The organism is Hippea sp. KM1 (assembly GCF_000526195.1).
In the GTDB taxonomy this organism is placed as follows: domain Bacteria; phylum Campylobacterota_A; class Desulfurellia; order Desulfurellales; family Hippeaceae; genus Hippea.
In genome coordinates this window covers 1-13150 of record NZ_JAFP01000001.1, presented here as the reverse complement: position 1 = coordinate 13150, position 13150 = coordinate 1, and the positions used below count along the sequence as shown (strand labels likewise).

Here is a 13150-nt window from a genome sequence, read left to right as displayed (position 1 = left end):
ACCCAAGGAGAGTATAACCAATTACTAAAAGTGGTGCACTTTTAGTAGGCGTTGGTGGTGTATTTTAGCACGACGGATGACACAAAAAGATAGAAAGTATAAAGGGCATAGGCTTTCTAACAGCCGTTAATTTGTTCTTGTTTTTTGAAAAGAAACAGGTTAAAAATAGGAGAGAGGCAACTGCGTTGATAGGATTAGACCCCATTGTATATGAATCTGGCAAAAAGAAAACAAATAAAAGAATAAGCAAACAGGGAGATGGCTATATAAGGAACCTCATCTATATGGCAGGTATGTGCGCAATAAGAACCAACGATAAAATCAAAGAGTTTTTTGAAAGACTTGTATCTAACGGCAAAAAGAAAAAGGTGGCTTTGGTTGCTTGTATGAGGAAACTGTTAATTATGGCATTGGCACAGTATAAGAATGCATACTTAGAAAAAACGCATTGATTGGCTAAAAGGGGTTGACAAATGACACAGTATCTACGAGGTGTAAGATGGGGGTTTGCCTCTGTGCCACACAATTGCATGGTATGACATGTTGTAGGCAACTATAAAAAACAAAATGAAGAGCATTGAGATTGATGTTCGGTTTTTGAAGAAATAGAGGGCAAATTCGTAAGGAATGATAAAGCTCAAGATGAGGAGTGATGTTTTGGGGTTTGATTTTGTAAGTCTGCGAAAAACAAGCATATGAAAATGAAATCTATCTGGTTCAAACGGAGATGTTCCGCGTAAAAACTTTTTTCTATAGAAGGAGAATATCACCTCCCAGACGGGGTATATCATGACTGCCAGGCAGAACCAAGGGGAGACCTGGGGGTGTCTTGAGACTAAAAACACAGATAACTCTGCAAGCATGAAACCCAAAAAATAAGCCCCGCCGTCGCCTAAAAAGATCTTGCCGAAGGGAAAGTTCAAAACAAAGAAGCCCAGTGTAGAAAAGAACAAAACCAAGCTAATTTCAAATAGGGCAGTGTCGTGCAATTGGTATGACACAGCAGAAAACACAGCTAAAGCAATCAGAGAAAAGCCACTTGCAAGGCCGTTGAAACCGTCGATTATATTTATAGAGTTTACCACACCAGCTACAGCAAAAACCGTGAATACAAAGGCTATTGCGTAATGTAAATGCCTAAAAGGCGCAAAGCCCAGATTCTTAAGCAAAACTCCTGTAAATAAAATAACCAAAAAAGCAGACAAAAAAGCCAATATTAGTCTTATTTTTGGACTTACCTTTATTGAAGAGTCTTCCAAAAATCCGCCAATGGAGACAGGCAAACTTGCTAAAAATAGTTTTAAAGCCAAAGTATTAGCAAAAAACAACGATCCTATTAAAAAAGCAAGGAATATGCCTAACCCGCCTATTCTTGGAGTGTCATCTTGATGGAACCTTTGGGGCTTATTCTCTTTAACTTTATCAAGAAACAACCCCCTATGTCTTGCCAAATAAATTAAAAAAAAACAGCTAATTAAAGAGACATAAAAAACTACTACAAAAACAATTAAAAACTGGTTCATGTAGTAATTTTAGTAATTTACAATTTATATGTCAAAATATATTAAAATAAAATTGACTTTAGTAGCTCTATTTGCTATAAGGATTTAGTAGATATAATTAGAAGGAGGGAGAAGATGAAGCTGAAAAAGAAAGTAGGTATTGGTGTTTTAAGTATGTGTGTTGCTACGGTTTTGGGTGTTACACCTGTTGTTATGGCTGCGCCTGCAACCGCAGGGGGTGGAGCAGCTGCAGCTACAAGCGGTGGAGGTTCATCTGGAGCAGCTGCTGGTGGCGCAGGTGCAGCAGCAGGAGGAGCATCTGGAGGAGCTGCGGCAGGGGCAGCTGGAGCAGGAGCCGCAACAGCTGGGGCAACAGCAGGGGCAGCAACTATTGCGGGAGTTAGTACAGGAACTATAGCAGCTGGAGCTGTGGTGGCAGCAGGTGTTATAGCTGCTATAGCTGCATCCACAGGCGGAACAACGACAACTCATCATCATTAGAATTAATCTTTGCTCTATGAGAAAAAGTAGCTGGCTGATTTTTTATCTATTATTTATTGGGTCGTTAATTGGTGTTAATTCTTGGGCTCTCTCTCAGTTTGAGAGGGAGTCTTCTTTAATCCTCAATAGAGCCGATACCTTCTTCAGGATGATGAAAAGCAAGGATTATAGAGGCATATGGCAATTGTTGACAGAACAATCCAAAAGCATAATCATAAAGGATGTGTGTAAATTTATAAAAAAATCTTCAGGAAAGTGTGATGTAAATATAGTAAGATCCAGCTTTAAGAAAGGCAAAGGCCTTGCCCGTGATTATTGGGATGCTTATTTAAGATATTTCAACCCAGATATCATACTTAACCAAAGCAGCTGGAATATAAAATATATACACGCAGACGATGCAAAGATAACAATCAAATACAAAAAAGCCCCCAATCCTGTTTTTTTGCTCATGAAGAAGGAAAACGGCTCATGGAAAGTAGGTTTAGCTGAAACATTCTTTAACCACTAATCCCTCAACTTTCATTATTTCTCATTTAAATATCTCATTTCCATGATGATAGAGATACCACGGTTGTGTTCGTCTCATATAATTAAATAGTTCTTTATGATGCTTTATATCCTGGGCAACATCCCTCGTCCAGGGCGAAAGAGAATAGTCGTAGACCACCTTACTATCCTCACCCTTAAACAGCCTTATCGGTAAACTCAAAGATATACCATAATCATGATAACCCCTATTAACACTATCATGAAAAACAGATGTGTTGGTTATTGAATACCACGCAGAGAGTATAACACCGTTTATATCCTTTGAAATCTGGAATCTGCACCCATAATCCCCTGCTAAGAATCTTCCTGCTTTTATATCGAAAAACAGATCCTTCGATGGAAAGTTTATCCTGGCCTTCAAAAAGAACGGCGCATAGTATTTTTTCACATTCTCTTTTAGTTTATTAGCATCTGCAAAGGCGAACATCCTATCCGGACTCCTCTTTTTAACCAAGCTTCCACCAAGACCCACAAGCAATTTTCCATCAAAGAGCGGTTTTGCAACTTCAGCATCTATGCCTGCATATTCATACTCCAAAAGGCCCACTGCCCCCCTAAAATACACATCACCCACCTTAAAAATCTGATTAAAAAGCAATGTGTCCAGATTAAAGTTCTGTTTTTCATATAAAACTATATCACTCCTGACAGGTATTGATAGTGGTTTATTCACTGTGGAGATGTTATTCAAGAAATATTTACTAACAGAGACATATACACTGCCGCCCTTCCACGGGAAATACTTACCCCACAAAGAAATACCTGCTCTGTATTTAAAGAAACCTGAGGGGTCGTTTAAAAATGTTTCTGTATTGGGCTTTAAACCCCAATCGAACATCCTGATATTACTAAATTCACCCTTAGGCACATATATGTTTTGCGTTCTGAGTTTAGATAAATACAAAAAATTATCTTTTGAAATTCTTTTGTCTTTCAAATCTACAATATCCCTAACAGTGGTCGTAAATTCAAACTCTGGAATAAAGTTCCTCTCCAGTATTATAGAGACACCCAATTTTTTATCCTTGGGATGGATGGATTTTAATATATTTAACACAACTCCTAATGCCCTTGTCTGATAGAAGTATTTTGTGTTCTCTGCAACTATATACAGCCTTTTATCCTCTATTTTAACCATGATATTGCTAAACCCAGATTCCTGCAATGCCAAAGCAATCCTTCTCTCAATAGGGTATTTGAAATAAGCAACAGGCTCAACATATGGTGGATCATAGATAGGAATAAGAGGCTTACCTATATTAAAATTGGCAGACAGATTGGCAGCAAATCTTTCCCCCCTCTGATAAGACAGATCAAGTTCTATCCACTTTCTTGGTTTCCATCTCAATCCAAAATTATAGTGTGATTTTACAGGTTTTTTGAAGTATTTTCTGGTTGCAGGATCCTTGGTTTGGTTGTGAAATTCAGTAGGATTGTATTCAACCATAAGGGAGTATCTATCAGTGGGTGCAAATTCAATACCCCAGAACAATTTAGAATCCTTAAACCATTCAATAGGGTGATGGAGCATCTCAAATTCAAATTTACTCTTGCTTCTGCCAAGTTGCTTCTTTCCATACCTACCGTTTCCCAAACCTATAGTAAAATCAAAAGGCCATATCTGTTTACTAAACACCAAATATTGTGACGCATACAGTCTTGTTCCAATTAAATCATTACCGCCAATTGCTATAGCAGGTCTCCATTTACCCTCAGGAAAAAGCTGATACTTAAAATCAATATCCTTATCCTTGTAATTACCGTATTTACTATTATTACTAAAACCTTTAACCCCAATTATATCTGTAATCAAGCCATTTAGCTCAAGCCTTTTAAGAGGAGAAAATGTTCCGTAAAATCTCCAATACGGATAAACAAAACTTGCTCCAAACCTATACCTGTTTTTCTTCATTACCCTTGCATTGGGTATGGCCATCAAGCCAGATATACCGTAATTGGAAGGCGAATTAAAAGGGGAGTCGGCTGCATAAACCGACCCCTTAATCAATGCAAAAAACAATAAAAACAGGAGGGCTTTCTTCATTTTAATACAACTTAAGAACAACACCTGTTGTAACGGCTATCTGCATCAAAACCTGAGTAATATCCTTTATATTTCTCAACCACGGCGTAAATTGAACCTTACTTGGAACAACAATGGTATCACCCGGATCAAGCTCACTCTTGTTCGAGAAGGCAGCAACCTCCCACCTGGATTTAAACGGATTCCATTTAACCGCACCAGATGATACCTTATAAGCGCTCCCATCAACTTTTAGCACAAACACATTGCTCTTATCCGCAAATTCAGAATACCCTCCGGCCATTTTTATATAGTCCTTCCAGCTGAAATCTGGCGAATAAACGAATGTTGAGGGTGACATTACAGCGCCAACAACACTTACTATATCCTTTTCCTTCGGTATAATAAGTGTCGCTTTATCCTCAAGTTCAATATCATATGGGGTGCCTTCCATTATCCTAACAGGAGCCAATCTTATAACAACCCTGCCTTTAGCCTTAAGCTGTTTAAGCGTATTAATAAACCTTTCTGCCAGTGTCATCTGGGTCTTGGCAGTTTGGGCCTCTTCTGCGGAAAGGGATTTTTGGCTTGTTTCGCTGGTTGATAGGAATATCTGTGACTGCAGCTTTCTGACAAGCTCCTCTAAAGCCTTTTGCTGAATCTCTCTGGCGGTTGGTGATAGATACTCAGCGCCCTTTAGATATGCATCGTCCTTATACCCACCAGCTTCTTTAATTAAATCCGATAATTTAGCACCCTTCTTCAAAGTATAAACACCTGGGAATTTAACCTCTCCTTTAATGGTGACATTAATTACATCTCCCCAGCCAGGCATTTTCCTTATAAAAACCCTATCAAATGGTTTTAGCAAAATATTATTGGACGGATCACCCATCATAGCCAACCTTAAATCCACATACTTTCTTGACATCTCAGCCAGGGATCCATTATCCAGGTATTTATAAGATACAATCTCTGCTCTTTTCATATAGGCACCTTCTTTTAAACCCCCGGCTTTCATTATAAGGTCTTTTATCCTAAAATTGCTATCCCAGGTCTCATATATTCCCGGATTTCTAACTTCTCCGAATATAAAATATTTAGGTTTCTGCTTAAAAAAGGATTTGGGGAATATATAGACTTTATCCAATGGTTTAAGGGCAATATCGTATTGACCATTTAATATCTTTCTTAAATCAAATCTCAACAGTTCTGTATCGGTCTCAGAGGTATTATACCTCTTAATAAGGCCGTATTTAAGATATGTATTGGGCAACAAATCATTATAGCTCTTTATTAATTCACTTAATTTCATACCGGGATGATATGAATACACACCTGGATGCTTTACATTACCAATCAGCTCCACGGAGTTTTTCAGATTACTTCTGACAGAAAATACCTTAACCAAATCTCCATCCTTAACCATAAAGCTATTTAATAGTTTTTTATTATCAAACTCTATATCCTTAACTATTCTCCATTTATGATTCTTAAACCTTACAACCTGAATCACCTGGGATAGGGCATTGGGCAGTAATCCACCAGCCATATTCACTATATCCTTAAGGCTTGCCGGTTTTTTCAACTCATATATACCCGGTCTTTTCACATTACCGGCAATACCTACAAGCGGACCTACAAGTGGCACAAAAACCACATCGTTGTTTCTTAATATCCAATCATGCGACCTATCGCCCTTCATCAAAACATCGTATATATCAAGAACATTTACCACTCTGTTATATCTTTTAAGCTCTATTTTTCTTAATGTCCCCCGTGTTGTTGGGCCACCGCACGCCATTAGAGCATCTAAAACAGTAGACATGGCAGGCAAGCTATACAACCCGGGTTTTTTTACCTCTCCTAAAACAAAAACCTGAATTTGATGAAGTCCATTAAGGGTTATAGATACATTTGTCCCTATTATCCTCTTTGCCTGTTCCTTTAAAAAATCCTGCATCTTACTGTATGTCATACCGGCAACCATTAATGGGCCTATATTAGGAAAGAATATCCTGCCGTCTGCACCAACCTTAAGGTTGTATTGTGCATTTATCCTTCCCCACAGTATCACCTGTATCTCATCACCAGGACCGATAACATAATTTGGTGGGACAGGTTGAACAAACAAAGGTTCACTGGGTTTTCTTTCAAACAGAGAGTAACCGTAAGGTTTTAAATCTTCTAAAGAGATATCCAAAACGCCAGATGAGGTCTTAAGATAAATGCTAAACAACCCACTATTATTGTCAAATTCCCTTTCAGAATAAAAATTTTTATTCCTCGTTATATTATCAGTTAAATTATCTGCTGTTGTATTATCATAAAACCTATATTTGCTTTTATAAGCCTGTTTTTGTTGAATTCTATTACTCCTAACTATCTCCAAAGCTCTTTGTATCTCCTCAGGCGTTAAATCTTTAAACTGCGGATTGTTCTGTATAACCTGTTGCAGCTGAGTTTGAGAGATATTTGCTGGTAAATTAGGACTGCCTTGTATATTCTGGCTATTTGAAGCCAAAGCAAAACCAAATATAATAAAAATGATTCCAAATAGAATAACACTTCTTTTCATGCCGACTCCTCCTTCAGCATCTCTTGCCTCCTATTTTTAGCCTCTTTTATAAACTCAACAAAAAATACCAAAAAAATACCCAAAATAAGACTCATAATAAAAGCCACTATAACGATAAGTTTTCTTTTGGGTTTGTATTTCTTAATAGGAATTTGGGGCGGATCGATAACCTTAAAGGCAAAATCCTCACTAACCTTAGCCATAACCATTGTCTCTTCCTGTTTCGCTATCAAACTGTAAAGCTTCTGTTGTATAGTTGGATCCTGGGTTTTATTAAGTTCATCTTCCAATATCTTCTTTCTTTTTTTTGCAATTTCTATAGCCTCTTTGGTCATCCTATCCTTTAAGGTTGAAAGCAAATCACCAACAAGGTTGGCGGCTATAACAGGATCCGGATACTCCACAGATACGCTAATCGTTCCAAGCTTTTTATCCTCATTAACATCTATCATATCGGAAAATGATTTAATAGCTTTTGACATTCTTATTTCTTCTTTATTAAAAACCTGCTTTTTGGAGCCAAAAATAGCTTTTTTTATTTTTGTTATAATACCCTCTTTTTCTATCCATCTCTTATTTTTACTATCCCACGATTTATAAAGTATAACAGGCAAAAGATTGTATTTCTCAATTGTTTCCCTTTTCAAGCTCCTTGATTTCAAAAGGGCCATTATATCATCACTGCCACCCGAGCCGGGCAGGCTTATACCAACCAAAGACGCAATGCCGCTGTATTGAGATACCAAAGAGCTTCCTCCTGAACCCTGCTTGGTTGGCAATATTACAGCACTGCTTTTATAAATATTCTCCATAAAAAGCGTTGCCACAACGGTTATTATCGTCAAAGAGAGTGTAAAAACAACTATAAATTTTCTATACTTCCATATCCTCTCCCACAACTCATATAAATCTATCTCATCATCCTGATAAACATCCATGCATCTTTCTTCTTTTTCCAATTTATCCATAAACCTCCCTCCAGGCAGTGTAAAATTACTTGTGTCACCCTTTGAAGGGAGAGGGGTTATATGTTATAACCCCTCTTTGACACTAACCCTTCAAAGGAGGAAAAACACATGTATGATTTGATTTTTACACAATTGAAGGAAGAATTCAAGTCAATGATTGAAAGGATCATGAAAGAGGAAAGAGACAGGTATCTGGAAGAGAACAAATCAACAAGGGCAAATGGATATTACACAAGGTCACCAAAAACAATATTAGGTCAGATGGAGCTTTCCATCCCCAGAACAAGGGACGGCAAGTTCAAAAGCGATGTATTGCCTGAGAGAAAGAGGGTGATGTTTCTCCTTGATGACATAATAAGGGCAATGTTCGTGTCTGGAGTCTCATCAAGGAAGGCAGGCAAGGTTTTAGAAAATCTCATTGGATGTTCCATATCATCCCAGTTTGCAAGCTATATTTCCGACATACCAAAAGAGGTCATAGAGGAGTTCAAAAACAGAAGGTTGGATGATGAGTATCCAGTCCTATACATAGATGCAACATACCTGCCTCTGAAGAGGGACAGTGTAGAAAAAGAGGCAGTTTATGCTGTTCTGGGATTGAGATACGACGGCAGAAGAAACATACTTGCATACTTCCTACCTGGAGGCAATGAGAATACACAGATGTGGAGAGAGATATTTGAGGACCTAAAATCAAGGGGACTAAAGAATGTCAGAATGATAATCAGCGATGATCTAAAAGGGCTCTCAAGATCAATAGAGGAGGCATTCCCCAAAGCAAAGCATCAGCTATGCTGGTTTCATCTGAAGAAGAACATAAAAAGCAAGGTGAGAAAGAGACACTGGGATGAGATGCTGAAAGAGCTAAACCAGATAATGGATGGACCTGCTACAATCCTGTATACACCAAGTTAGTGCATATGATACACTAACTTAAGGAGGTAGTTTTTATGAAACCAAGGAGAAGGTTTTCAAATGAATTCAAGTTGGATGCAGTCCTCCTTACTCTTCAAGGAGACAGGACTGTCAAAGAGGTATCAGAGGAGATGGATATCCCCTATGCTCTCCTTTGCAAATGGAGAACAAAATACAAAAAGTTGGGAGAGAAGGCCTTTGTTGGCAAAGGAAACATCTCAGAGGATAGAAAAGACATAAAGGCTTTAGAAAGAGAGTTGAGAATTGTGAGGCAGGAGAGAGACATATTAAAAAAAGCACTCGCCATCTTCTCAACTCATCAGAACAAAAATACAGATTTATAGAGATGTTCAGAAATGAATTTCCAGTTGAGAGGATGGCAAAAGTACTGGATATTACAAGGGATAGCTACTACAAATGGCTAAGAAGAAGACAAAGCAAAAGAAAACAGGAAAATGAGTTTCTACTTTCGAGAATACGACACATATTCTATCTCCACAAGAAAAGGTACGGCTCAAGCAGAATCCATGCAGAACTTAAAAAAGAAAACATAACCTGCTCAAGAAGAAGAGTAGCGAAGCTAATGAAGTCAGCCAATCTTATCAGCATAAGATACAAAAGACACAGATACCCAGAAAATAAAAACAGTGAAAAAATAGATAAATATCCGCCCAATCTGTTGAATCAGGACTTTACTGTTGACTCACCCAACAAGGTCTGGGTATCTGATATAACCTATATCCCAACCAAAGAGGGTTGGCTCTATTTAACCACAATAATAGACCTGTTCAACAGAGAGGTAGTGGGTGAGAGCAGGTCATACAACCTAAAAACGGAGAATACCGTCATAAAAGCCCTATATGAGGCAATGAGAAAGAGGAAACCAAAAGAAAAACTCATATTCCACTCAGACAAAGGCGTTCAATACCACTCCAAAGAATTCAGAAACATACTCAAAGCTTTCAATATCACACAAAGCACAAGCGGAAAGGGCAACTGCTATGATAATGCTGTCGCTGAGAGCTTCTTTAAAACCCTAAAGAGTGAGCTTCTATCAAATGGGGCTTTCAAAACAAAAAGAGAAGCTAAAATCAAGGTTTTTGAGTATATAGAGTTGTACTACAACAAGAAAAGGATCCACTCCTCACTGAATTGGTGTACTCCTGAGGAGTATTTGGAGAACTACTACAGAAATACTGACAAAAGAGAAGAAGAAACACAACAAGTAGAGCAGAAAGAGGCAGTGTGATTAAAAAAGAGGGGGGGTTTTTTAAAAAACATGACTAATTGGGTGTATAAAAAAAGGTTGACAGACCAGAGTGCTTATGATACTATAACAAAGAAGTGGAGACATCTAAACTTCTTTGAGCATGAGTGTTATCTTCATGCAAGAATCCCAAGGGTAAAACTGCCGGATGGAACTATAAAAACAATAAAAGCTCCCTGGGAGGGTGTAAGCAGTGGATTTAGTCTGCTTTTTGAAGCTTTACTTTTGCAGCTATGCTCATCCATGCCTGTTAATCAGGTATCTAAACTCATCAATGTCCACAATGATAAAATATGGGATATGCTTGATAAATATGTGAATAAAGCAAAAGAATATGAAGATTCCTCCAATATTGATTCTGTAGGTATAGATGAAACAAGTATAGCCAAGGGACATGAATACATCACCCTGTTTGTGGATTTAAACAAAAGGAGAACACTGTTTGTGGCAGAGGGCAAAGATGCATCAACAGTCAAAGAGTTTGTAAAAGACTTTAAAGAGCATAAAGCAGAGATAGACAACATTAGAAATGTCAGTTGCGATATGTCGCCTGCATTCATCAAAGGAGTAAAAGAACACATACCCAATGCCGATATTACATTCGATAAGTTTCATATCCTTAAGATTATCAATGAGGCAGTGGATAGTGTAAGAAAACAAGAATCCAAAGAAAATAAACTGCTGAAAGGAACCAAATATATCTGGCTTAAGAATAAACATAATCTCACAAGAAAACAGAGAGAGGCTTTGAAAGAATTGACAATATCAAATATGAATCTGAAAACTATAAGGGCATATAACATAAGACAGTCTTTTCAAGACATCTATAATGCAGAAACAGAAGAAGAGTTTACAGCCTACCTGAAAAAATGGTATTTCTGGGCAACCTATTCAAGATTAAAACCCATAATAGAGTCTGCAAGAACAATTAAAAAACACTGGAATGGAATCATAAATTGGTTTAGAAGCAGAATCAACAATGGAATACTTGAGGGATTAAACTCTGTTATTCAGGCAGCAAAGGCAAAAGCAAGAGGATATAGGACATTTAAAAACTACAGAATTATAGTATACCTTCTAACAGGCAAACTTGATTTCAGTCTGGTCAACAAGAGTTTGAGGGGGATTTAGTGTTGTGGGAGTTACCCATAAGAAAGTGGAAAGAGCCAAAATTTATTTAAGTAGCCTTGTTCCTTTTTTTTATACAAAGTTTTATAGATACTATCAAGGGAGAAAAATATTTGCTTATATTTTGGGAGAATTGATTCCAGTAGTAATGTTTTTATATTTATACTCTCATATTGATTATAAAAAATTTCTTTTATTATGGCTATTTTTTTGGAGTATATATGAGATAGGTTATTTTATAAATGATTGTGTATCTGTTAAGAAAGAAAATATCTCTTCAATAAGGGTTGAAAATCAATTTTGCAAGCATTTAAATATTATATTGATATTTAGAGTAATTGTAGTTTTGTTATTGTTATGGAATTTATATAAAATAGTCCCTATTTTAAAGCTTTTAGTGATTAGTTTTTTTTTAATGTCTGTTTTCTATGTACACAATAAGTTAGTTGATTATTCATATAGGTTTCTTACTTTAGTATTGCTTGGTGTTTTAAAGCCGATGTTTATTTTATATTTTTTTGATGTAGATATATCTAAATATATCTTTATTATTTTTCCTACTTTGATAGTTAAATATTTAGATTATTTGTTTGCAAAAAAAATATCTTCTTTAGATATTAGAAATTCAAGAAAACATAATTTTTGGCTATTTACTGGATGGGGTTTTATTTTAGTTTTTATCGATTTGAAAATGGTATTTATTTTTTTACCTATATATACTCAATATAATAAAATATTTATCTATCAAAAGGTAAAAAATGCCTTTTAGTTTATTGTTATTAGAAGTTAGTTGCTTGTTTTTTATATATATTTTAAGTTTAAATTCAAAAAAAGATATTTTTATGCCTTCAAATATAGAGTTATTTTTTTTTAGCGCAGCATTTGGTGGAATGAATTTTTGGCTTTTTGTATTTGAAAAAGAGTTTAATGGAAAAACATACCAATATTTAGCCTTAATGGTTTTTATATTTGCTATTAGTTATTTTATAGGTTATCGTATAACTACAAACAATTTTACCATTTTAAAAATATCAAAAACAAAAACTATATCTAACATTAAGCTAAAATTTATTTGGTTTTTTTCTTTGTTGTTTGCGATAGGTTTGTTTGTAGTTTTACTAAAATTAACACATACAAATCCCATGAAACATCCATTGCAATTTAGATTGGTATCGCAACACAAATATGGACCTATAGCCTTACTTATGAAAACAGCGCTTTTCTTATCTTATGGAATTGCACTTTATTTTTTATTTTCTAAAAAAAGAAAACTATTTTTTATAATTTCTATAACTATATTTTTTATTTTTTTTATAGTGAGTGGTGCAAGGAGTAATTTGTTATTGATGGGTGTAATGTATTTACTATTTTATCATTACTATGTAAAAAGAGTATCGTTTATGAAAATAGCACTATATATAGGAGTAATGATCCCAATATTCATAGGATACACTATATATAGAACTACTGGTGATATGGGAAAATTAATATATTTAAACGGTGAAGATGGCTATATAATGTTTGAACCTATCTTTAGATGGAGTGGTTTGTATAATGCTTTAGTAGCCATAGAATCATATCTTAATAATCATTTAGATTTTAAGTTTCTTCAATATTGGACATATGTCTTAACACTTCCAATTCCTAGGATGTTTTGGAGCGGTAAACCATTAGATACCTCAAGAGATCTCTCAATTACTTTTGCGCAAGGTGGAT

At 36.0% G+C, this 13150-nt stretch carries 12 protein-coding genes and 1 pseudogene; 9 read left to right on the top strand and 4 right to left on the bottom strand.

What is annotated here, in order from left to right:
* Positions 1–89: 89 nt before the first annotated feature.
* The gene (locus tag D891_RS0100065; protein ID WP_084042269.1) at positions 90–452 is read left to right on the top strand and encodes a transposase; all 363 of its coding nucleotides are present in this window, start codon (positions 90–92) and stop codon (positions 450–452) included.
* 33 nt (positions 453–485) lie between these two features.
* On the opposite strand, the gene D891_RS0100060 is transcribed toward D891_RS0100065, so the two are convergent.
* Positions 486–1523 (bottom strand): glycosyltransferase family 4 protein, encoded by a 1038-nt coding sequence (locus D891_RS0100060; RefSeq protein WP_035556321.1) that lies wholly within the window; start codon positions 1521–1523, stop codon positions 486–488.
* A 114-nt stretch (positions 1524–1637) separates the two neighbouring features.
* On the opposite strand from D891_RS0100060, the gene D891_RS0100055 reads away from it, so the two are divergent.
* Both D891_RS0100055 and D891_RS0100050 read left to right on the top strand, forming a co-directional pair.
* Positions 1638–2003, top strand: a complete 366-nt coding sequence (locus D891_RS0100055) for a hypothetical protein (RefSeq protein WP_025209013.1) — start codon at positions 1638–1640, stop codon at positions 2001–2003.
* Between the two features lie 151 nt (positions 2004–2154).
* Positions 2155–2514 carry a hypothetical protein gene (locus D891_RS0100050; protein ID WP_025209012.1) on the top strand — a complete coding sequence of 120 codons (360 nt, stop codon included), beginning with the start codon at positions 2155–2157 and terminating at the stop codon, positions 2512–2514.
* Between the two features lie 21 nt (positions 2515–2535).
* Here D891_RS0100050 and D891_RS0100045 read toward each other — a convergent pair whose 3' ends face one another.
* The 3 genes from D891_RS0100045 to D891_RS0100035 are packed head-to-tail and all read right to left on the bottom strand — an operon-like array spanning position 2536 to position 8124.
* Positions 2536–4599, bottom strand: coding sequence for a YjbH domain-containing protein (locus D891_RS0100045; RefSeq protein ID WP_025209011.1), 2064 nt, complete (start codon positions 4597–4599; stop codon positions 2536–2538).
* A 1-nt stretch (position 4600) separates the two neighbouring features.
* On the bottom strand, positions 4601–7156 hold the full coding sequence (locus D891_RS0100040; protein ID WP_025209010.1) for an SLBB domain-containing protein: 2556 nt from the start codon (positions 7154–7156) through the stop codon (positions 4601–4603).
* Complete coding sequence (locus D891_RS0100035) at positions 7153–8124, bottom strand: Wzz/FepE/Etk N-terminal domain-containing protein (RefSeq protein ID WP_025209009.1); 972 nt, start codon at positions 8122–8124, stop codon at positions 7153–7155. The genes D891_RS0100040 and D891_RS0100035 overlap by 4 nt, the downstream gene beginning before the upstream one ends.
* A gap of 108 nt (positions 8125–8232) precedes the next feature.
* Here D891_RS0100035 and D891_RS0100030 point away from each other — a divergent pair.
* The 6 genes and pseudogenes from D891_RS0100030 to D891_RS09005 form a co-directional block, all read left to right on the top strand.
* Positions 8233–9003, top strand: a pseudogene (locus tag D891_RS0100030) (IS256 family transposase); the annotation flags it as partial.
* Positions 9004–9074: 71 nt separating this feature from the next.
* Positions 9075–9383, top strand: a complete 309-nt coding sequence (locus D891_RS0100025; RefSeq protein WP_025209007.1) for a transposase — start codon at positions 9075–9077, stop codon at positions 9381–9383.
* Complete coding sequence (locus tag D891_RS0100020; protein ID WP_156919040.1) at positions 9326–10288, top strand: IS3 family transposase; 963 nt, start codon at positions 9326–9328, stop codon at positions 10286–10288. The genes D891_RS0100025 and D891_RS0100020 overlap by 58 nt, the downstream gene beginning before the upstream one ends.
* Positions 10289–10318: 30 nt before the next feature.
* Complete coding sequence (locus D891_RS0100015; protein WP_084042267.1) at positions 10319–11437, top strand: ISL3 family transposase; 1119 nt, start codon at positions 10319–10321, stop codon at positions 11435–11437.
* Positions 11438–11441: 4 nt separating this feature from the next.
* Positions 11442–12203, top strand: a complete 762-nt coding sequence (locus D891_RS0100010) for a hypothetical protein (protein ID WP_025209004.1) — start codon at positions 11442–11444, stop codon at positions 12201–12203.
* On the top strand, positions 12193–13150 hold a 958-nt coding region (locus D891_RS09005; protein ID WP_035556313.1), incomplete at its 3' end, for an O-antigen polymerase. The genes D891_RS0100010 and D891_RS09005, both read left to right, overlap by 11 nt.

What these genes read in the sequence shown, in the direction of transcription:
- D891_RS0100060 (WP_035556321.1), bottom strand. Translation starts at nt 1,523, where the DNA reads ATGAACCAGTTTTTAATTGTTTTTGTAGTAGTTTTTTATGTCTCTTTA.
- D891_RS0100055 (WP_025209013.1), top strand. Translation starts at nt 1,638, where the DNA reads ATGAAGCTGAAAAAGAAAGTAGGTATTGGTGTTTTAAGTATGTGTGTT.
- D891_RS0100050 (WP_025209012.1), top strand. Translation starts at nt 2,155, where the DNA reads ATGAAAAGCAAGGATTATAGAGGCATATGGCAATTGTTGACAGAACAA.
- D891_RS0100045 (WP_025209011.1), bottom strand. Translation starts at nt 4,599, where the DNA reads ATGAAGAAAGCCCTCCTGTTTTTATTGTTTTTTGCATTGATTAAGGGG.
- D891_RS0100040 (WP_025209010.1), bottom strand. Translation starts at nt 7,156, where the DNA reads ATGAAAAGAAGTGTTATTCTATTTGGAATCATTTTTATTATATTTGGT.
- D891_RS0100035 (WP_025209009.1), bottom strand. Translation starts at nt 8,124, where the DNA reads ATGGATAAATTGGAAAAAGAAGAAAGATGCATGGATGTTTATCAGGAT.
- D891_RS0100025 (WP_025209007.1), top strand. Translation starts at nt 9,075, where the DNA reads ATGAAACCAAGGAGAAGGTTTTCAAATGAATTCAAGTTGGATGCAGTC.
- D891_RS0100015 (WP_084042267.1), top strand. Translation starts at nt 10,319, where the DNA reads ATGACTAATTGGGTGTATAAAAAAAGGTTGACAGACCAGAGTGCTTAT.